We start from the raw sequence: 19985 nt of genomic DNA on the forward strand, positions 1-19985 counted from the left end.
ATGACCACTTTGTCCCTCAAAGCCATTGCCGCTGCCGTACTCTTGGGCGGCAGTGGCCTGGTGATGGCCGCCAACGACGGCCAATCCCGGGCCAACGAATTGCTCAGCACGGATGCGCAGTACCGTGAAACCTGGCAAGGCGTAGTGAAGAAAGAAGAGCGCCTGCCGGAATGGGTGATGAACCTGTCGGGTACGGCTGAGCAGATGAACGCTGTCGAAGAGGATGGCGACAAGTATCTGGTAGGGCCGCTGTGTGAAACGGCAGATACGTGCCTGAACAAGCGCCTGATCGTCGCCTTCAGCCTCGATAAGGAAGATGCCTACGCGATGTTGGTGGAGGTCCCGGCCGGCCTGCCGGCGGACAAGTCCCCAACACGCCACGCCGATTACCGTTTTCTCGGTAAGCCGGACGAAGGCATGAAGAAGCTGCTGATGGAGCAGCTGAAGAAAGATCCGAATTGGTACTAGGTTCCGTCTCACGGAGCCGGCGTCCATAGAAAGAAGCCCGTTCGCTTCTTTCTGTTTGCATCGCGCGTCAAGGGCGATGCATGACCAGGGGGCCGGGTTGCTCTGATCGATCAGGATCGGCGCGACCTACGGGTACAGGGAGTGCCTGCGCAAGGGCCGGGTCAGGCGAAAAGCTGCGACGCAAGTTCACAAGTCCTCAAGCTTGCTGAACTTGCGGCGGGCTTATGCTGTTCATCGCTCGCGCTCCATGCCGCCCATAGCCGACATTCATCGTTTTTCCTCTCGCCAACCATTACCTTTTGTGTCGTCGCGACCATCTATCGAGAAAACTTTGCTGACGCTATAGGCTGTTTCTTACGCCAGGCTGCGGATTTTCCAAGCATTTTCAGCAAACGCCTCTAGCCATCCGGTATCTCTGTGCATACCGGAATTGGCAGCTTCACGGCAGGTTCACCCGCTTGAATGGCGGATTCGAACTGACCGTTCAGACAATTATTTTCAATAATGGCCATGCCGATTCGGCATAGGGTAGGCGTTTACGGCATTAGACGTCGCTCCCTTGCATGGGAATAGTTGCGGCTTTTTTCGCCTGCCAGTAAGCCATTTCGGCCACGCTGCGGTGACCTTCCATGGAGGCAGATGCACACACTTTTTCGCTTTCGAGCGGTCCAGCTGGCGCATTTGCCTTAAGTTCACTTGAAGTAAGGGTAATGACATGAAGAAGGCAAAGCTAAGCCTCGCCTGGCAGATCCTCATCGGTTTGGTACTGGGGATCGCGATCGGCGCAGTGCTCAACCATTTCAGTGCTGAAAAGGCCTGGTGGATCAGCAACGTGCTGCAGCCGGCGGGCGATATCTTTATCCGCCTGATCAAGATGATCGTCATCCCAATCGTGATTTCCTCGCTGATCGTGGGCATTGCCGGCGTTGGTGACGCGAAAAAGCTCGGTCGCATCGGCGTCAAAACCATCCTCTACTTTGAAGTCGTCACCACCATCGCCATTGTGGTCGGCCTGTTGCTGGCCAACCTGTTCCATCCGGGCGCGGGCATCGACATGAGTACCCTGGGTACCGTCGACATCTCCAAGTACCAGGCGACCGCCGCCGAGGTGCAGCATGAGCATGCATTCATCGAGACCATTCTCAACCTGATCCCGTCGAACATCTTCGCTGCCGTTGCGCGCGGCGAGATGCTGCCGATCATCTTCTTCTCCGTGCTGTTCGGCCTGGGCTTGTCGAGCCTCAAGCCGGAGCTGCGCGAGCCGTTGGTGACCATGTTCCAGGGCGTGTCCGAGAGCATGTTCAAAGTCACTCACATGATCATGAAGTACGCCCCTATCGGTGTATTTGCCCTGATCGCGGTAACGGTCGCCAACTTCGGCTTCGCCTCGCTGCTGCCTTTGGCCAAGCTGGTGATCCTGGTGTACGTCGCGATTCTGTTCTTCGCGTTTGCGGTGCTGGGCATGATCGCCCGCCTGTTTGGTTTCTCGATCCTCAAGCTGATGCGCATCTTCAAGGATGAGCTGGTGCTGGCCTACTCCACCGCCAGCTCTGAAACCGTGCTGCCGCGAGTGATCGAGAAGATGGAAGCCTACGGCGCACCGAAGGCGATCTGCAGCTTCGTGGTGCCGACGGGTTACTCGTTCAACCTCGACGGTTCGACCCTGTACCAGAGCATCGCTGCAATCTTCATTGCCCAGCTGTACGGCATCGACCTGTCGATCGGCCAGCAACTGATGCTGGTCCTGACCCTGATGGTCACCTCCAAAGGTATTGCCGGTGTGCCGGGTGTGTCCTTCGTTGTGTTGCTGGCGACCCTGGGCAGTGTGGGCATCCCATTGGAAGGCCTGGCGTTTATCGCGGGCGTCGACCGTGTGATGGACATGGCGCGTACCGCGCTGAACGTGATCGGCAACGCTTTGGCCGTGCTGGTTATCTCGCGCTGGGAAGGCATGTACGACGATGCCAAGGGCGAGCGCTACTGGAATTCGCTGCCGCACTGGCGCAGCAAAGAAGCGCTGCCGGCCGGCGAGATCACGCGCGGCTGATCGCTCGATTGCGCTGGCACAAACCCCGGATAATTCCGGGGTTTGTCGTTTCTGCCAGCCCCGCTATCATTCGCCCCAACTTTCGGGGGATTTAACTGATGCTCAATGGCCTGTGGCTTGGCTTCTTTGTCGTGGCAATGGTGTCAGCACTGGCGCAATGGCTGGTGGGCGGTAACGCCGGGATTTTCGCGGCGATGGTGGAAAGCATTTTCGCCATGGCCAAATTGTCGGTGGAGGTCATGGTGCTGCTGTTCGGCACCCTGACGCTGTGGCTGGGCTTTCTGCGTATCGCCGAAAAAGCCGGAATCGTCGATTGGCTGGCCAAGGCCCTGGGCCCGCTGTTTCGCCGCCTGATGCCGGAAGTGCCCGCCGGCCACCCGGCCATCGGCCTGATCACCCTCAACTTCGCCGCCAACGGCCTGGGCCTGGACAACGCCGCCACGCCTATCGGCCTGAAAGCCATGAAGGCGCTGCAGGAACTCAACCCTATCCCCAACACGGCAAGCAACGCACAGATCCTGTTTCTGGTGCTCAATGCTTCCTCGCTCACGCTGTTGCCGGTGACCATCTTCATGTACCGCGCCCAGCAAGGCGCTGCCGACCCGACGCTGGTGTTCCTGCCGATCCTGCTGGCCACCAGCGCGTCGACCCTGGTCGGCCTGCTGTCGGTGGCGGTCATGCAGCGCCTGCGCTTGTGGGACCCGGTGGTGCTGGCCTATCTGATTCCCGGCGCGTTGGTCTTGGGCGGCTTCATGGCGCTGCTGGCGACCTTGTCCGCTACCGCACTGGCCGGCTTGTCGTCGATCCTGGGCAACCTCACGCTGTTTGGCTTGATCATGCTGTTCCTGGTGATCGGCGCGTTACGCAAGGTCAAGGTGTATGAGGCCTTCGTCGAAGGCGCCAAGGAAGGCTTCGATGTCGCCAAGAACCTGTTGCCCTATCTGGTGGCGATGCTCTGTGCGGTGGGTGTGTTACGTGCGTCCGGCGCGCTGGACTTCGGCCTGGAAGGGATTCGCCACGTAGTGGCCTGGACCGGCATGGACACGCGCTTTGTCGACGCGCTGCCGACCGCGATGGTCAAGCCGTTCTCCGGCAGCGCGGCGCGGGCGATGCTGATCGAGACCATGCAGACCCAGGGTGTAGACAGCTTCCCGGCGTTGGTGGCGGCGACGATCCAGGGCAGTACCGAGACCACGTTTTATGTGTTGGCGGTGTACTTTGGTTCGGTGGGCATCCAGCGCGCGCGGCATGCGGTGGGGTGTGCGTTGTTGGCGGAGTTTGCCGGGGTCGTTGCGGCTATTGCGGTGTGCTACTGGTTCTTTGGTTGACCCTCAGACCGCTATCGGGGGCAAGCCCCCTCCCACATTTTGATCTGTGAATGCAGTTAAAGTGTGGGAGGGGGCTTGCCCCCGATGAGGCCCTCAGCGTTTCGCAACGCTATTGCCTTGTGCGACCACCCAATCCACCACCTGCCTGTTCAACCTATCCCCCGCCCGCCCAAACCCAGCCACCACCGCCGGCACCTGGGTATCGCTCACCGGCTGGCGCACTTCAAACCGGCGACTGGCAATGATGCGCTGATCGCTGCCGCGCACCAGCCGCGCATCCAGGCGAATCACCACCTCCAAGGCCTTGCCGTGATATTCGCTCTGAAACGCCTGCAACTGGCCGCCGAGCTCATAGTCGGCTTGCAGGTTAGTCTCATCGGTACTCAACAGCGTCACCCGGCCGTCACGCTGGAAGCCATCCAGCAGGCGATTACGCAACAGCACCGGCGCCGGGTCGCTCCAACGCGCGTTCGCATAGCTGCTGATCAAATCGCCATTGGGCACCACCGCAATGCGCGGGCTATCGAGAAATTCGCTGGTCTGCGGCTTGGTTACGCGCAGTGACCAGCTTACTGGTGCGCCTTGGCTGACGGGCTGGGCCGAAGCCAGGCGGTACACGTCGGACGGGTCCGGCTTGGGCAGGATCGAGCACGCGCTCATCAGCGCGAAGGCTGCCAGGGTGATCATTCGGTAAGCAGGCTTCATGGCGTGAACTCCTTGTTCTTGTCACTGCCCAGCAGGTAACCGCTGGGGTTGGCTTCGAGGCGGCGCGAGATGGCGCGCAACGAGCCGAGGGTTTCGCGCAGTTCGCGCACGGCCGGTGCCAGTTCATTGAGGCCCTGCAGGCCGCTGTTCACCGAGTCCTTGTTGTTGGCCAGCAACGTGTTGAGGGTGGCGGTGCTTTGCTCAAGAGACTTCATCGCCTGCTCCGCGCTGCCAAAGGCTTGCTTGCCTTGATCATTGAGCAAGCCGTTGGCGTTGCGCATCAGCGCCGTGGTCTGCTCCAGCGCGCCGCCGGCCTGTTTGCTCACTTGCAGCAATTGCTGCATCACCACTTTGATGTCGCCGCGCTGGTCAGCGATGGCGCCGGTGGTTTGCTGCAGGTTGTCCAGGGTCGTGCTCAAGCGTTCGACGTTTTCCCGGGAGAACAGCTGGTTGGCGTTATGCAGCAGCAGGTTGATGCTGGTCATCAGGTCGTTGCTGTTATTGAGCAGGCGTGCGATGGGCGATGGCGACGCGATGATTTCCGGCAGGTTGCCATCTTTGCCCTTGAGTTCCGGGCTTTGCGGGGTGCCGCCGCTGAGCTGGATGATCGAGGTGCCGGTGATGCCGGTCAGGGCCAGCTTGGCCTGGGTGTCTTCCTTGATCGGCGTTTGCCCGGCCAGGCGGATGCGCGCCAGCACGCGGCGCGGGTCCTTGGGGTCCAGGCGCAGGCTGGTGACATCGCCCACCTTGATCCCGCTGTACTGCACCGAGCTGCCCTGGGACAGGCCGCTGACCGCTTCGTTGAACACCACCTCGTAATCGCGAAAGGCACTGTCGACGCTGGATTTGGCCAGCCACAGGCCGAACAGCATCGCGCCGACCACCACAATTACGCTGAACAATCCGATCATCACATGATGGGCTCGGGTTTCCATGTCATACCTCGTTGAGCGATTGAGCGGCATCCAATGCCGCGCGGCCTCGGGGGCCGTGGAAATATTCGTGAATCCAGGCGTCGTCGGTTTCCGAGACAACATCAATGGCATCGGCCACCAGCACTTTCTTCTGCGCCAGCACCGCCACGCGGTCGGTGATGGTGTACAGCGTGTCGAGGTCGTGGGTCACCAGGAACACACTCAAGCCCAGCGCATCGCGCAGGGTCAGGATCAGTTGGTCGAATTGCGCCGCGCCAATCGGGTCAAGGCCGGCGGTGGGTTCGTCGAGAAACAGGATGTCCGGGTCCAGGGCCAGCGCGCGCGCCAGGGCGGCGCGCTTGATCATGCCGCCGGACAGCGACGCCGGGTATTTGTCGGCCGCCGACAGCGGCAGCCCGGCCAGGGCCAGCTTGACCGCCGCCAAATGCTCGGCATCCGCGCGGCTGAGCCCGGCGTGCTCGATCAACGGCAAGGCGACGTTCTCGGTGACGGTCAGCGAGGAAAACAACGCGCCCTTCTGGAACAGCACGCCGAAGCGCCGTTCCACCAATGAGCGTTCATGCTCGGGCAAACTTGGCAGGTTCTTGCCGAACACCCGCACTTGCCCCTCGCTGGGCCGGCGCAGGCCGACGATGCTGCGCAGCAACACCGACTTGCCGCTGCCGGAGCCGCCGACCACCGCCAGGATTTCACCCTTGTACAAATCCAGGTCGAGGTTTTCGTGCACGCTCTGGCTGCCAAAGCGGTTGCACAGGCCGCGTACCTCAATCACCGCCTCAGTGGGCGCTCGATGCAGACGACTCACCAGCCCATCTCCATGAAAAACATGGCAGCGACCGCGTCCAGCACGATCACCACGAAAATCGATTGCACCACGCTGGAGGTGGTATGCGCGCCGACCGACTCGGCACTGCCGCTGACCTTGAACCCTTCCAGGCAACCAATTGCGGCGATCAGGAACGCGAAAATCGGCGCTTTCACCATGCCCACCAGAAAATGCTGCACGCCGATGTCCGACTGCAGCAGCGACAGAAACATCGCTGGCGAAATATCCAGGGCCACCGCACACACCACGCCGCCGCCGATGATCCCTGAAAGCATCGCCAGGAACGTCAGCATCGGCAGCGCCACCAGCAGCGCCAACACCCGTGGCAGCACCAGCAGCTCCATGGGGTCCAGGCCCAAGGTGCGGATCGCGTCGATCTCTTCGTTGGCCTTCATCGAGCCGATCTGTGCGGTAAAGGCACTGGCCGTGCGGCCGGCGATCAGGATGGCGGTGAGCAATACACCGAATTCGCGTAGGAAAGAGAACGCCACCAGGTCCACGGTGAATACCGTCGCGCCAAAGCTCTTGAGCACGGTGGCGCCGAGGAAGGCCACGACGGCGCCGACCAAGAAGGTCAGCAGCGCGACGATCGGCGCGGCGTCGAGACCGGTCTGTTCGATATGCGCCACCATCGGCGTCAGGCGCCAGCGCTTGGGCCGCAAGATGCCGCGCACGAAGGTTTCGAGGATGAGGCCGATGAAGCCCAGCAGTTTCATCCCGTCTTGCCAGACGGTGTCCACGGCGCGGCCGATGCGCGCCAGCACTTGGATGCCGGTGCTCTCTTCCGGCTCTTTGAGCGGCACGCAAAAATCATTCAGCGAGCGGTAGACCGTCTTGAGCAGCGCCCGGTCGGCGGCGGACAGGCTGCAATCGGTCTGCTCGGCGGAGTGTTCGATGCGGTCGGGGCCCAGCAGCTCCACCAGCAGCGAAGCACCGGCGGTATCCAGGGCGCCGAGGCCGTTAAGGTCGATGCGCGCGCCAGCGTCGTATCGGCCGTCGAGTGTGGCCGACAACTTCTTCAGGTTTGCGTAGTGGGCAAGCGTCCAGTCACCGGTAATCCGCAGCAGCGGCGGTGTGCTGGACGTATCGAGTTGGGCCGCGCCGGCTGTCGTGCGAGTGGTCATAAGCTCCGAGCTTGTTTGGCTATCCACAATTCCTACGTAATAGCATGATCGGGCCTACTCTGGGTTGTCCGTTTGTGCTGAGTCGGTGACGTTGAAGCGCAGCACGCCAATGACTTGGCCGTCTTCGGTCAGCACCCGCACCTGCCAGCGGCCTACCGAGTCCGGCGGGAAGTTCTGCTTGTGGGTCCAGGCGCGGTAGCCCTCCTTGCGGCCGCCATGGATATCCAGGGCAATGCGGTCCACTTCCTTGCCGTTGAATTTCCACACATGGTAGATCCGCTCATCCAGGCCGCGCGGCGCGTTGATGGCGGTGTAGGCGTACAGCCCGCCGCTGCGCAGTTGCGCGGCGCTGACCTGCTTGAGGTCGTCGCCCGGTGTGCGGTCCTGGAGCTGGGTGCTGATGGCCACTTCGGTCATCCACAGGGTGGCAGGTGGCACCCAGCTTCGCAGCAGCCAGCCGGCGCAGCCGATCGCGGCCGTGACCCCCAGCAGCATCGCCCAGCCCTTGATGCTGCGCAGTGGCAGGCTGACGGCCAGGCTCGGAATCGACAGGGCCATGGCGACGCCCAGGGCCAGCTTGTAACTCTCGGCGGTGGTCAGGTGCAGGATGATCGGCAGTGCGGTCAGCAGTGCGGCGAATAACGTCAGCGTATGCAAGGCGAGGAACAGGGAACGCTTGGGCGCCAGCCATTTGTAGTACAGCGGGTCGATGATCGACACCAGCGCCGCCGCACCGAGCAGGCCGGTGAACACCGACTGGCCACTGTTCCAGGCCGTGGTGACGAAAAAGAACGGCAGCACGAAAAACAGACTTTCCTGGTGGATCATCTGGGTGGCGTAGCGCAGCAGCGGTTCGGGTATTTCGCGGTTGAACAGCTTGGTAAACAGTTGCGTGAAGCTGTTTTCCAGCATCAGCCACAGCCAGCTCACCAGCATGATCACGGCGATCCAGCTGGCCATGCCTTGCTGGCGGTCCACCAGGATGAAGCTGCCCACACCCGATATGAAACCGCCGAGTGCGATCACCCCAGGGTAGCGTTTGATCAGTTCTATAACGCGCTGGATAAGGGGCGGTAAGTTCGGCATGGACGATTCACAATGTGTGTGGGAAAAATCCGAGACAGAATAACGTCTTAGTCCGTTGTTCGGTGCTTCATTACAGGGTCCGTTTGCGAGAAAACCGTAGCGCCGCTCCAGCCAGGATGATCAGTCCCAACACACCCGCGCCGATCCAGCTCAGGGCGTTATAGCTCAACAACGGCTTTTCGACGCGCCAGTAGCCCGGCTGCTCCAACACCTGGCGCATGGCCTGATTGGTCTGCGCCAGGGTCACGGCCTTGATGCGTTTGGCCGGGTCGCCGAAGCGGCCATCAGCATATTCGCCGGCCGCGCTCCAATAATAGTCGGCCAATGCGCTGTTGCCCTGCACTGCCCAGGCCTGGCGGGCGATGGCGGCTTGCTGCAGGCGAGCGAACACCGCCGGGTCGAGACCGTCCTTGAGCAGCTGCGCCTTGAGGTCTTGTAATACCTGTTTGGCTTGCTCGAGGTTTTCCCGTTCGAGGTCGGCGTTCAGGCTGAGGAAACCGACGCCGCCGAGCACTTCGCGTTCGGTCCACGGGCCGTAAGACAAGCCGTGCCTGAGCCGCAGTTGGCGGTACAACGCCCAGTCGAGGTAGTCCTTGAGCAGGTCATAGGTTTCATCATGCTGGTCGTCCAGCACCGGTTCCGGGAACAGCCAGTGCAGCTTGGCGTTGTCGCCGACCCAACCGTGGATCAGGTCACGCTGGCTGGCAGCGGCATGCTGGATTTGCGGCAGCGGCCGGTGTTCGCTCGGCTCTACCGGGTCGAGTTGGCCATAGGTGCGTTCCAGGTAGGCCGGCAGCAGTTTGTCCAGATCGCCGACGACGATCAGGGTCATATTGTTCGGCGCGTACCAATTTTTGCGCAGCGCCTCCAACTGATCGCGCGTGAGGTGGCTGACCTCGGCGCGTTCGGCGCACTTGAGGCCCAGCTCGACGGCTAACTGGTTGCTGGCGTTGTGGCCGAGGTCCTGGCGGTCGAGGAGGCGTTGCAAGTGTGAGTAGTGGCCGCCGTCCTCGCGCTCGACCACCTGCTTGGCGGCGTTGATATGGGCGTCGGTCAGTTGGGTGCGGGTGATGATTGCCAGCAGCAGGTCCAGCACCTTGCGCTGGTTCTGCGCGGGCGCCTCGATGACGAACGTGGTGTCGGCGTTGCTGGTGTAGGCGTTCCATTCGCCGCCCAGGGCTTGCATGCGGTCTTCGAGGTCGCCTTCGCCACCGCCATCGATGCCGCTGAACAACAGGTGTTCGAACAGATGCGGCAGTTCTTTCTGGTCGCAGCTGAAATCGTCCAGGCCCACGCCAACCACCAGGCGGATGGCCACATGCCCGCGCTCGGTGCCCGGTTTGAGCAACAGTTGCAGGCCGTTGGGCAAGGTGTAGCCCTCGACTTGCAGGCGGTCAAAGGCAAAGGTGTGTGCCGAGCCCAGCAGCAGGCAGGCGAGTAACAGGCGACGCATAACAAGCTTCCTGGCGAACGAGGTCCATTGTTAACTGACTTCGCTGGCTGGCGTACGTTCAGGGCGAATGGGTGATGTCGGCAATATCTTCAGCAGAGAGTGCGCCGGTGTCGGACGTTTCCAACACAACATAGGCGCTGCTGCAGAACAACGAGTTCAAGCGCTTCATGTCGGCAATCAGCTCCAGGTGCAGGGAACTGGTTTCCAGGCTCTGCACGATTTTACGTTGCAGGCGGCTGACGTGGGCGTGGGCCAGGCGACGTTCCTGGGCGCGAAAGCGGCGTTTCTCACGCAGTAATTGACGGGCGCTTTCCGGATCGCCGCTGAGGAAGACCGACAGGCCCAGGCGCAGGTTGGCGATCAACTGGCTGTGCAGGCCGCTGAGCTCTTCCAGGCCGACCTCGGAAAATTGCCGACGTTGCGAAGTCTTCTGCTGCTGGACTTTGCGCAGCATGCGCTCGATCAAGTCGCCCGCCAGCTTCAGGTTGATGGACAGCTCAATGATTTCCGCCCAGCGTCGATTGTCCTGTTCACTCAGGTCTTCACGGGGCATTTGCGCCAGGTAAAGTTTGATCGCGCTGTAAAGCGCCTCGACGTCATCGCTGAGACGGCGCATTTCCTGGGTGATGGCGGTTTGATTGCCGCGCAGCACTTCCTGCATCGAGGTGAGCATGTTGTCGATCAGGTCGCCGAGGCGCAGGGTTTCGCGGGCGGCGTTGGCCAGCGCCAGGCTCGGCGTATTCAGTGAGGCCAGGTCCAGATGGCGCGGCTTGGCTTTGCCATCGGTTTCTGGCCGCTCCGGCAGCAGCCATTCGCACAGCCGTGCCATCGGGCCGATGGTGGGCAACAGAATCAGGCAGCGGCTGACGTTGTAGAGCAGGTGGAACGTGATGACCATGGCCTGAGTGCTGTAGTCCAGGTCGTCCATCCAGCGTACGAGTGGGTCGAGTACCGGAATGATCAACAGCAGGCCGATCAACTTGTACAACAGGCTGCCCAGGGCGACTTGCCGCCCGGCGGTGTTCTGCATGCTGGTGCTGAGAAAGGCCAGGATGCCACTGCCGATGTTGGCGCCGATCACCAGGCCGATGGCCACGTGCAAACCGATCACGCCGGCACCGGCCAGGGTTGCGGTCAGCAGCACGGCGGCGAGGCTGGAGTAGGAAATCATCGCGAACAGCGCACCGACCAAGGCATCGAGCAAGATGTCGCCGGTCAGCGAAGCGAAGATGACTTTGACACCTTGGGCATGGGTAATCGGCCCGGCGGCTTCGACGATCAGTTGCAGTGCGAGAATGATCAACCCGAGGCCGATCCCGACCCGGCCGAGTTGCCCGGCCCGCGTCTGTTTGCGCGACAGGAAAAAAATCACCCCGAGGAAGATCAACAGCGGCGATAACCAGGACAGGTCCAGGGTGAGTACCCGCGCCATCAACGCGGTGCCGACGTCGGCGCCGAGCATGGTGGCCAAGGCGGGCGTCAGGCTCATCAAGCCTTGGCCGACAAAGGACGTCACCAGCATCGCCGTGGCATTGCTGCTCTGCACCATGGCCGTTACCAGGATGCCGGCGACAAACGCCAGCCAGCGCTTGGACATGTTCTGCCCGATGACTTGGCGCAAGTTGGAGCCGTAGACCCGCAGGATGCCGGTACGGACGATGTGCGTGCCCCAGATAAGCAGGGTCACGGCGGAAAGCAGATTGAGCAAGGTCAGCATGCTCGGCCCCCCGTGTGGGTGCGCTCCAACAGGAGCGAAGGAAAGTTGCCGCGTGCCGTTCTACGTCTTGTACTTAAGCTGTAGTTGGCGAATGGGCTCTGCGCCAGCATCGCATAGCTAAACTCGGGATTGAAACAAAACTGTCACATGTAGGAGCGAGCTTGCTCGCGAAGAACCCAAGGACAACGCGTTAAATCAGGCAGTACGCGTAATCGTTGACGTTCTTCGCGAGCAAGCTCGCTCCTACAGGTTTATTGACCCGGAACGTCCTTGCGCAGTTTCACCGGGTCCTGCTGTTTCTTCTTTTTCGCGATGGCAGTGCGCATCTTGATGTTCACCGCTTCCACTGCCAGCGAGAACGCCATGGCGAAGTAGACGTAGCCTTTTGGCACGTGCACGTCGAAGGATTCGGCGATCAGCACGGTACCCACCACCAGCAGGAACGACAGCGCCAGCATCTTCAGCGACGGGTGCTTGTCGATGAATTCGCTGATGGTGCCAGCGGCCAGCATCATCACCAGTACGGCAACCACGATGGCGGCAACCATTACCGGCACATGGGAAACCATGCCGACGGCGGTGATGACCGAGTCCAGGGAGAACACAATGTCGATGATCGCAATCTGGATGATGGTGTAGATGAACTTGCCGCCGGCGCCTTTAGGCTCGTCGTTGGTTTCATCTTCACCTTCCAGGGCGTGGTACATCTCCTGGGAGCTTTTCCACAACAGGAACAGGCCACCGAAGAACAGGATCAGGTCGCGACCGGAAATGCCCTCGCCGAACACCACGAACAGGTCGGCGGTCAGTTGCATGACCCAGGTGATCGACAGCAGCAACAGGATACGCGTGACCATCGCCAGGGCAAGGCCGAAGATCCGGGTGCGTGCCTGCATGTGCTTAGGCATGCGGCTGACCAGGATCGAAATCATGATGATGTTATCGATGCCCAGGACGATCTCGAGGGCCGTCAGGGTGAAGAAGGCAATCCAGATTTCCGGATTGGTCAGCCATTCCATGTCTATTCCTTTAAGCAAATGTTAGACCGCGCAAGCTGTAGCGCCGCGCGGTAGGTGAGTCGGTACGATTATAGAGTGCTGAACAGCGGAAAAATCCCCATCAGCAACGCGGCGACCATTATGCACAGGCATACCAGTACTGCCCACTTGAGGGTGAAGCGCTGGTGATCGCCAAACTCGATACCCGCCAGGGCGACCAGCAGGTAGGTCGAGGGTACCAGTGGACTCAGCAGATGCACCGGTTGCCCGACGATCGACGCGCGGGCCATTTCCACGGCAGTGATGCCGTAGTGGCTGGCGGCTTCGGCCAGTACCGGCAGCACGCCATAGTAGAACGCATCGTTGGACATGAAGAAGGTAAACGGCATGCTCACCAGCGCCGTGATCACCGCCAGGTACGGGCCCATGGCTTCAGGGATGACCGCCAGCAGGCTCTTGGACATGGCATCGACCATGCCAGTGCCCGACAGGATGCCGGTGAAGATACCGGCGGCGAAGATCAACCCGACCACCGCCAATACGCTGCCGGCGTGGGCCGCGACGCGGTCTTTCTGTTGTTGCAGGCACGGGTAGTTGACGATCATCGCGATACTGAACGCCACCATGAACAGCACCGGCAGCGGCAACAGGCCGGCGATCAGCGTGCACATCAGGGCCAGGGTCAGCGCGCCGTTGAACCAGATCAGCTTCGGACGGCGGGCGTCGGGGAATTGCGACACGCTGATGTCGCTGTGGTCGATCTCGTCGCCCTGCAGGTGCAGTTCACCCAGGCGGGCGCGCTCGTGCTTGCCGTACATGTAGGCAATCACCAGGATCGCCACCACGCCGGCGGCCATGGCCGGGATCATCGGCACGAAGATGTCCGAAGGGTCCACATGCAGCGCACTGGCGGCGCGGGCCGTCGGGCCACCCCAGGGGGTCATGTTCATCACACCACCGGCAAGAATGATCAGGCCGGCCATGATCCGCGGGCTCATGCCGATGCGCTGGTACAGCGGCAACATGGCGGCGACGCAGATCATGTAAGTGGTGGCGCCGTCACCGTCGAGGGACACCACCAGGGCCAGCACGGCGGTGCCAACCGAGACTTTCAGCGGGTCGCCCTTGACCATCTTGAGGATCTTGCGCACGGCCGGGTCGAACAGGCCGGAGTCGATCATCAGGGCAAAATAGAGGATGGCGAACATCAGCATCACGCCGGTCGGCGCGAGCTTGGTGATGCCTTCGAGCATCATCGGGCCGATCTTCGGCGCGAAACCGCCGAACAGCGCGAACAGGATAGGCACGATGATCAAGGCGATCAGCGCAGACAGGCGCTTGGTCATGATCAGGAACATGAACGTGATGACCATGGCAAAGCCAAGGAAAGTCAGCATAGGAATACTCCAGGCGTAGCGCGGCTAGGGAATGGCGAACCGGGTGGGGTCAGCGCAGAACGAAAGGCACGTGGCGTACGGGGGGAGCTAGGGCAAACAGGCGGGTACGGGCGGACATCGAGAATCACCATTGTTGTTGTTAATAGTCGGTCTGTTGCCGACAGTGGGGGTGATCCTAGACGGGTAAGCTTTCAGCCAGCTTTCGCTGAGAAAACAGGTGATACACGGTCTTAAGGCATATGCAGATAAAAAGTGTGGGAGGGGGCTTGCCCCCGATTGCGGTGGCTCAGGCAGCTTATGGCTAGCTGACTCACCGCTATCGGGGGCAAGCCCCCTCCCACATGTGGATCACTTGATTAGCTGAGTTTTTACGGCAGTTCGAGGCCACCGGCCGCCTTGTGCAAAGCCCGCAGATGTTCGCCCATCTGCTTGAGATTGGCTTCGCAAGCGGCAATCTCGGCAGCACGGGCAGGCTCGAGCAGCGCCCTTACCTCTTTATCCAGTTCGCCGGTCAGCGATTGCAGTTGCTTCTGGCGCTCGGCACTTTCCGATTCCAGCCGCTTGGCTTCCGAAGGTTGCGGCAGGCCATAGCCACCACTGTCGAGCAGTTCGGCCGGACGGCTGAGGAAGCCGCTGTTGGCGAGAATTTGCTGCAGCGTGTTATTGGCTTTCTCCATGCCGCCGTTTTTCAGCTCCCGGGCATTGAGGTAGCGTTGTTTGACTTCGTCCTGGGCGAGCATCAGTTGTTTGCGATAGCTGGCTTGTTCCAGCAACAGCAACGCGGCGCTGGTGCGCAAATCGGCCTGGCTGAACCATTGGCGGCGCTCTTGCGCATTCAGCGACAGCCACTCTTCGACTTGGGTCTGCTTGATCGGCAGACGCTTGCGCAGTACATCGAACATCGCCTGGTAGCGCTCGCGGAACGAGTCGAAGTGATAACCCAGGCGCAACGCCTCGCGCTTGTCGTTCAGCACGCTGGTGTCGGCCAACCCACGGGCGCTGAGCACTTCCAGCAAGCCGTTGGGGGTGATGTTGTCCAGGCCGGTCAATTGGGGGTTGGCGCTGCCGCTGCGCAACAGCTTCAGGCTTTCTACCGCGCAGTTGTTGGAAATAAAGAAGTAGTTGCCGTCGTAGCTCCAGTGCATCTCGGCGGCATGTTCGACCGTGTCGTTGATTTCCTGGCGGTTGAGCTTCAGCGGCACGGATGCCAAGCCGCGCAGTTCGGTCTTGGTGTATTCGTCGATGACCTGGGCCAGCGGCAGCACGAACAGGCGCGACGGGTATTTGCCCACCAGGCCATCCCAGCTCGACAGTTGGACGTCGCCGACGAAGGCGCGGTAGGACAACACCAGATGCTGATCCAGGTCCAGCCGGCAATCCGGCCCGCGCGGACGGCCCGGCGCGCAGATCACCAGGCGCAGCATACTGTGGCCCCAGCGGCTTACCAGATTCTGGTTGGCTTCGGCGAGCAGGTAGTCGATTTCGTACACGCGCTCCGGGTCGATCTGGCCCAGCGGGGTCTTGGCGAAGTCATTGCCGGCGTTCAAAAACGCGTAGGTATTGCCGCAGGCGTCCTGCCCGGGCGGTGCCCAGCCGAAATGTTCCTTGTAATAGCGCGCCAGCGCGGGGCGGCGGCAGGCGTAGCTTGGGTCGAGGAGGAAGTACTCCATGTTGACCGCGACGAATTCCAGCGGGCTGGTGGTTTCGTAGATATCCGGGCTGCGTACCACCTGATTATTGTGCTGTTCGCGTTCGCCGCGACGGCCGACGTATTGCGGCCAGCCGGCGAGGTCCAGCAAGCGTGGGTCGTCACTGAGCGTGAAGCGCCGGTCATTCTGGCCACGGCATTGATCGGGCAGGCCAATCAAACCGGTGATGCTGTTCTGGCGGCTGCAGCGGTGGATCAGGGCTCGCTCGTCTTTGGACCACAGGCGCGCACGGTCGTAGATATGGGTCAGTTCATGCAGCACGGTGGCGAGCATTTCCTTGCGCACGGTGCCGTGGGGGCGGTTGGTTTTCTGCGTGGCGGCGCTGCCGTCGGTCAGGCTGGCAAGCAGGTTCTGGTTAAGATCCAGTTCGGACACCAGGGAGGCCTGGCCATAAGCGTTTTCAGGCATCTTGTCGGTCCAGCCGACGTCGATACGGCGGTCCAACTGCTCGATGAAACGCGGCGGCAAGGCGCCCATCGCTTCATCGAGCAACGCCTGGCTGGCCTGCTGTTGCGCCGGGCTCAAGCCATCGGTCTTGAGCCGCAGTTGCAGGCTGGCCTGGGCTGTACCGACACACAGCAGCACGGCCCCGGCCAGGAGCCAGGCGTTGATTCGCCTCACAGAGCGAGGATAGCTTCGGCGAGCGTCTGGTCGCTGGCATCACGGGCTTCCGGCACGCGGGTGCGCAAGGTGTCGAACGCCGCCTCGAGTTGCGCGCCACGAATCTCGCCGTTGGTGGCGACGAAGCTGGCGGCATCATCGTGGGCTTCGCGCACGATCTTGGAGTCGCGGATGGAGGTGGTGGTGTCAGAGGTGAAATCAATAGTGCGCGCCGAAGCACGCACGATAATGTTACTGGTGGCCTTCAGGGTTTGCGCCTGGGCGACATCGGCCAAAAACAGCAGGCCGAGGGCGGCGATGATCAACGGGCTACGCATGGGGTGACTCCAATACAAAGATGGACATACAAAGATGATTATTGGACGAGAATTGCCTGCGCCAGTTCAAGGTCGCTCGCATGAAGTTTTGGCTGGGTACGGCGCAGGTAATCCAGCGCGGACTCCAAGCGTGCGCCCCGCCATTGGCCGTCAGTGGCAATGAAAGCAGCAGCATCATCCTTGGCAACCCGTACCAATTTGTTGTCGAACGGCGCAGAGGTCACCTTGCTGGTGGCGTACGCGCTGACAACGGTGCTCTGAATGGACACGTCAAAGGCCGAAGCCGGGGGTGCCCAGCAGGCGCAGAACATCACAGGAACAATCAACAGACGGTATGAAAAAGCCATGGGACTCGACAACTGAAAACGAGCGCCAAGGCTAGCGCAATGACCGGATGAGGGCCAGTGCGACTGGCCCTTCCCCTGGTTTTAGATCGCCAGGATGGCCTGGGCCAATTGAGCGTCGGTGGCGGTGCTCAACTGCGGCGCCTGCTGGCGGATCTGGGCCAGGGCGCTTTCCAGTTTCACACCTCGGATGGCGCCTTCGCTGGCGACAAAACTGGCCGCGTCGTCACGGGCGGCTCGCACCACTTTGTTGTCGCGCAGGGAGGACGTGGCATCAGAGGTGGCGTCGGAGGTGGCTTTCAGTGCGCCAACGATCGAATCGGTGGTCACGATAAAGCTGCTCGCGTTGGCATTGGCAGCAACGACCAACAGGGCGGCAGTGCACAGCAGGCGAAGACGGGACATGGGGTAACTCCTGTAGATGAGCAAATAAAGTGGCACAGAGTGGCCACAATGAAACGGACGTTGGCATTTGGGCATCTGACGCCCGTTCTACAAGGTTCGCCACGTAGTGATTGGATATTAGGCCACCGCTTGTCCATTCGGAAGTCGTCGTTTAACTGTTATGGTTATATTTTAAAATATAAAAACTGTATTGGTTCGGCAGATTATCGCTGTCTCAATTGCATCGCATCAGAAACAGCAAAGCCCGCCTCCGGTTTCCCGGGGCGGGCTTTGCTTTGACAAATCAGAGTGCTGGCAGTGGACCCGTCAGGTCAGGGCCAGCGAGCGCCAATCAGCGCCAGAACGGCTTGCTCAGCTCTTCGTAGCGTTGAGCTTCGCTGATACCGGCATCGGCCAGCAGACGCGAATCCAGGCGAGCCAGTTGGTGGCGGCTGGAGATGCGGCGCTGCCACAACATCAGGTTGGCGAGAACGCGCAGAGGCAGGGAAGCCTGGGTGTTAACAGCTTTTTCTTCGAAGAACAGTTCGGAACTGAGTGTACGTTCCATGATGACATCCTTCCGCTTGTGGCGGGATTAGGTAGTGGTTTAACTGATGCCAATCATCCTCCTCCCGCGCAAGACTCTCTAGATACAGTTCACCTGTATTGTGAGGGACCAGTTAACTGTTTATAGAGGCTGTACGGTACGAAATGAGGGCAACTGTACCTGCTCGCACTGAAACAGTGCGAAATAGGCATTTTAAAGGAAGATCGTAGGATATTTCGGTAGGAAATGACCGGTACAGCAGTACAGTTTTTGACGTAACCACCGCTTAAGCGACCGGGTCGATGAAACTGTTCAGGCATCAACCCGGTTGTGTACCCCTCAAGCCTTGAGCATGTGTCCGGTTTCTTCCAGATTAATGTGCCAGCTCAGTGCATCACGCAGGATGTGCGGGGTATGCCCGCCAAGCGCGCAGGCGGCCTCGAAGTAACTGTTCAGCGCATCGCGATACGCCGGGTGCACACAGTTATCGATGATCACTCGGGCCCGCTCCCGTGGCGCCAGGCCACGCAAGTCGGCCAGGCCCACTTCGGTCACCAGGATGTCTACGTCATGTTCGGTGTGATCCACGTGGCTCACCATCGGTACCACGCTGGAAATCGCGCCGCCTTTGGCAATCGACTTGGTCACGAAGACCGCCAGGTGCGCATTGCGCGCAAAGTCGCCGGAGCCGCCAATGCCGTTCATCATTCGCGTGCCGCAAACGTGGGTGGAATTGACGTTGCCGTAGATATCGAACTCCAGCGCAGTGTTGATACCAATAATGCCCAGGCGACGCACCACTTCAGGATGGTTGGAAATTTCCTGCGGGCGCAGCACCAATTTGTCCTTGTAGTGCTCAAGATTGCCGAACACGTCGGCATTGCGCCGCTCCGACAGGGTAATCGAGCTGCCGGAGGCGAAGCTCAGCTTGCCGGCGTCGATCAAGTCGAACGTCGAGTCCTGCAGCACTTCCGAATACATGGTCAAGTCTTCGAACGGCGAGTCAATCAGGCCACACATCACCGCGTTAGCAATATTGCCGATACCGGCCTGCAGCGGGCCGAGCTTGTTGGTCATGCGCCCGGCGTCTACTTCCTGCTTCAGAAAGTTGATCAGGTGATTGGCGATGCCTTGGGTATCGGCGTCGGGTGGCGTCACGGTGGACGCAGAATCCGCCTGATTGGTGATCACAATAGCGACGATTTTTTCGGGCGGGATAGGAATCGCCGGGCTGCCAATGCGGTCGTCGACTTTAACCAGCGGAATCGGCGTGCGGGTTGGCCGATAGGAGGGGATGTAAATATCGTGCAGCCCTTCCAGGTTCGGATTGTGCGCCAGGTTGATCTCGACGATCACTTGCTTAGCAAAAATCGCGAAGCTGGCCGAGTTGCCCACCGAGGTGGTGGGCACGATATGCCCAAGCTCGGTGATTGCAACGGCTTCGATCACCGCGATGTCCGGCAACTTGAGCTGGTTATTGCGCAGTTGCTCGACAGTTTCCGACAGGTGCTGGTCGATAAACATCACCTCGCCCGCGTTTATCGCCTTGCGCAGCGTGCTGTCCACTTGAAAGGGCATGCGGCGTGAGAGTACGCCGGCTTCGGTCAATTGCTTGTCCAGGTCGTTGCCCAGGCTGGCGCCGGTCATCAGGGTGATTTTCAGCGGGGAAGTCTTGGCGCGCTCGGCCAGGGCGTGAGGAACGGCCTTGGCTTCACCGGCGCGGGTGAAGCCGCTCATGCCGACGGTCATGCCGTCCTCGATCAGTGCTGCGGCGTCTGCCGCGCTCATGACCTTGTTCAACAACGAAGGCAAGCGGATACGATCACGGTACATGAATGGTCATCTCAGGCTACGGAAGCAAGGTGGGCAGTGTAGTGATTTCAAAAAGTTTCGGCCCGCTACCATGGTCGAATGCCGAGTAGCGATTTAGAGCCTTTGGTCGGGTTTCATATGAGTGTGCAAAGCGGGGCGTGCAACGC

General features: G+C 60.7%; 18 protein-coding genes. 3 read left to right on the forward strand and 15 right to left on the reverse strand.

Going from position 1 to position 19985, the window contains the following annotated elements; translation table 11 throughout:
* The 3 genes from C4J92_RS00450 (at position 1) to C4J92_RS00460 (ending at position 3843) form a co-directional block, all read left to right on the forward strand.
* On the forward strand, positions 1–468 hold the full coding sequence (locus tag C4J92_RS00450; protein WP_124384510.1) for an inhibitor of vertebrate lysozyme family protein: 468 nt from the start codon (positions 1–3) through the stop codon (positions 466–468).
* Between the two features lie 715 nt (positions 469–1183).
* A complete protein-coding gene (gene gltP, locus C4J92_RS00455) occupies positions 1184–2515 on the forward strand; it encodes a glutamate/aspartate:proton symporter GltP (protein ID WP_124360655.1) in 1332 nt (443 codons plus the stop codon).
* A gap of 98 nt (positions 2516–2613) precedes the next feature.
* Positions 2614–3843 carry a nucleoside recognition domain-containing protein gene (locus tag C4J92_RS00460; RefSeq protein WP_005783476.1) on the forward strand — a complete coding sequence of 410 codons (1230 nt, stop codon included), beginning with the start codon at positions 2614–2616 and terminating at the stop codon, positions 3841–3843.
* 93 nt (positions 3844–3936) lie between these two features.
* On the opposite strand, the gene C4J92_RS00465 is transcribed toward C4J92_RS00460, so the two are convergent.
* The 15 genes from C4J92_RS00465 to C4J92_RS00535 form a co-directional block, all read right to left on the reverse strand.
* Positions 3937–4548, reverse strand: coding sequence for an ABC-type transport auxiliary lipoprotein family protein (locus C4J92_RS00465; protein WP_124402608.1), 612 nt, complete (start codon positions 4546–4548; stop codon positions 3937–3939).
* Positions 4545–5483, reverse strand: a complete 939-nt coding sequence (locus C4J92_RS00470; protein WP_124365301.1) for an MlaD family protein — start codon at positions 5481–5483, stop codon at positions 4545–4547. Before C4J92_RS00470 ends, C4J92_RS00465 begins: the two co-directional genes overlap by 4 nt.
* A gap of 1 nt (position 5484) precedes the next feature.
* The gene (locus C4J92_RS00475) at positions 5485–6288 is read right to left on the reverse strand and encodes an ABC transporter ATP-binding protein (protein WP_124365302.1); all 804 of its coding nucleotides are present in this window, start codon (positions 6286–6288) and stop codon (positions 5485–5487) included.
* A complete protein-coding gene (locus tag C4J92_RS00480; RefSeq protein ID WP_124360659.1) occupies positions 6285–7433 on the reverse strand; it encodes an ABC transporter permease in 1149 nt (382 codons plus the stop codon). Before C4J92_RS00480 ends, C4J92_RS00475 begins: the two co-directional genes overlap by 4 nt.
* 54 nt (positions 7434–7487) lie before the next feature.
* A complete protein-coding gene (locus C4J92_RS00485) occupies positions 7488–8519 on the reverse strand; it encodes a DUF5924 family protein (RefSeq protein WP_124365304.1) in 1032 nt (343 codons plus the stop codon).
* Positions 8520–8589: 70 nt separating this feature from the next.
* Positions 8590–9972 (reverse strand): pitrilysin family protein, encoded by a 1383-nt coding sequence (locus C4J92_RS00490; protein WP_124402609.1) that lies wholly within the window; start codon positions 9970–9972, stop codon positions 8590–8592.
* A gap of 58 nt (positions 9973–10030) precedes the next feature.
* Complete coding sequence (locus tag C4J92_RS00495) at positions 10031–11689, reverse strand: Na/Pi cotransporter family protein (protein WP_124402610.1); 1659 nt, start codon at positions 11687–11689, stop codon at positions 10031–10033.
* A gap of 251 nt (positions 11690–11940) precedes the next feature.
* Entirely contained in the window at positions 11941–12708 is a 768-nt protein-coding gene (locus C4J92_RS00500) for a TerC family protein (protein ID WP_124369102.1), read from the reverse strand.
* 68 nt (positions 12709–12776) lie between these two features.
* Positions 12777–14084, reverse strand: a complete 1308-nt coding sequence (locus C4J92_RS00505) for a CitMHS family transporter (protein ID WP_124402611.1) — start codon at positions 14082–14084, stop codon at positions 12777–12779.
* 368 nt (positions 14085–14452) lie between these two features.
* Entirely contained in the window at positions 14453–16414 is a 1962-nt protein-coding gene (locus C4J92_RS00510) for a DUF4105 domain-containing protein (RefSeq protein ID WP_124402612.1), read from the reverse strand.
* Positions 16411–16731 (reverse strand): DUF2388 domain-containing protein, encoded by a 321-nt coding sequence (locus C4J92_RS00515; protein WP_124365308.1) that lies wholly within the window; start codon positions 16729–16731, stop codon positions 16411–16413. Before C4J92_RS00515 ends, C4J92_RS00510 begins: the two co-directional genes overlap by 4 nt.
* Positions 16732–16769: 38 nt before the next feature.
* On the reverse strand, positions 16770–17078 hold the full coding sequence (locus tag C4J92_RS00520) for a DUF2388 domain-containing protein (protein WP_124360666.1): 309 nt from the start codon (positions 17076–17078) through the stop codon (positions 16770–16772).
* An 81-nt stretch (positions 17079–17159) separates the two neighbouring features.
* A complete protein-coding gene (locus C4J92_RS00525; protein WP_124369106.1) occupies positions 17160–17480 on the reverse strand; it encodes a DUF2388 domain-containing protein in 321 nt (106 codons plus the stop codon).
* Positions 17481–17811: 331 nt separating this feature from the next.
* Positions 17812–18027 carry a DUF1127 domain-containing protein gene (locus C4J92_RS00530; protein WP_003187413.1) on the reverse strand — a complete coding sequence of 72 codons (216 nt, stop codon included), beginning with the start codon at positions 18025–18027 and terminating at the stop codon, positions 17812–17814.
* A 318-nt stretch (positions 18028–18345) separates the two neighbouring features.
* On the reverse strand, positions 18346–19839 hold the full coding sequence (locus C4J92_RS00535) for an acetyl-CoA hydrolase/transferase family protein (protein ID WP_124402613.1): 1494 nt from the start codon (positions 19837–19839) through the stop codon (positions 18346–18348).
* Positions 19840–19985: the final 146 nt, after the last annotated feature.

Origin of the sequence: Pseudomonas sp. R3-18-08 (genome assembly GCF_003852065.1) — a bacterium.
Taxonomy (GTDB): Bacteria; Pseudomonadota; Gammaproteobacteria; order Pseudomonadales; family Pseudomonadaceae; genus Aquipseudomonas.

Bases quoted from the DNA above. Each gene is read 5' to 3' on its own strand.
- C4J92_RS00530 (WP_003187413.1), bottom strand. From the start codon at position 18,027: ATGGAACGTACACTCAGTTCCGAACTGTTCTTCGAAGAAAAAGCTGTT.
- C4J92_RS00515 (WP_124365308.1), bottom strand. From the start codon at position 16,731: ATGCGTAGCCCGTTGATCATCGCCGCCCTCGGCCTGCTGTTTTTGGCC.
- C4J92_RS00505 (WP_124402611.1), bottom strand. From the start codon at position 14,084: ATGCTGACTTTCCTTGGCTTTGCCATGGTCATCACGTTCATGTTCCTG.
- C4J92_RS00520 (WP_124360666.1), bottom strand. From the start codon at position 17,078: ATGGCTTTTTCATACCGTCTGTTGATTGTTCCTGTGATGTTCTGCGCC.
- C4J92_RS00495 (WP_124402610.1), bottom strand. From the start codon at position 11,689: ATGCTGACCTTGCTCAATCTGCTTTCCGCCGTGACCCTGCTTATCTGG.
- C4J92_RS00470 (WP_124365301.1), bottom strand. From the start codon at position 5,483: ATGGAAACCCGAGCCCATCATGTGATGATCGGATTGTTCAGCGTAATT.
- C4J92_RS00525 (WP_124369106.1), bottom strand. From the start codon at position 17,480: ATGTCCCGTCTTCGCCTGCTGTGCACTGCCGCCCTGTTGGTCGTTGCT.
- C4J92_RS00490 (WP_124402609.1), bottom strand. From the start codon at position 9,972: ATGCGTCGCCTGTTACTCGCCTGCCTGCTGCTGGGCTCGGCACACACC.
- C4J92_RS00465 (WP_124402608.1), bottom strand. From the start codon at position 4,548: ATGAAGCCTGCTTACCGAATGATCACCCTGGCAGCCTTCGCGCTGATG.
- C4J92_RS00485 (WP_124365304.1), bottom strand. From the start codon at position 8,519: ATGCCGAACTTACCGCCCCTTATCCAGCGCGTTATAGAACTGATCAAA.
- C4J92_RS00450 (WP_124384510.1), top strand. From the start codon at position 1: ATGACCACTTTGTCCCTCAAAGCCATTGCCGCTGCCGTACTCTTGGGC.
- gltP (WP_124360655.1), top strand. From the start codon at position 1,184: ATGAAGAAGGCAAAGCTAAGCCTCGCCTGGCAGATCCTCATCGGTTTG.
- C4J92_RS00535 (WP_124402613.1), bottom strand. From the start codon at position 19,839: ATGTACCGTGATCGTATCCGCTTGCCTTCGTTGTTGAACAAGGTCATG.
- C4J92_RS00500 (WP_124369102.1), bottom strand. From the start codon at position 12,708: ATGGAATGGCTGACCAATCCGGAAATCTGGATTGCCTTCTTCACCCTG.
- C4J92_RS00480 (WP_124360659.1), bottom strand. From the start codon at position 7,433: ATGACCACTCGCACGACAGCCGGCGCGGCCCAACTCGATACGTCCAGC.
- C4J92_RS00460 (WP_005783476.1), top strand. From the start codon at position 2,614: ATGCTCAATGGCCTGTGGCTTGGCTTCTTTGTCGTGGCAATGGTGTCA.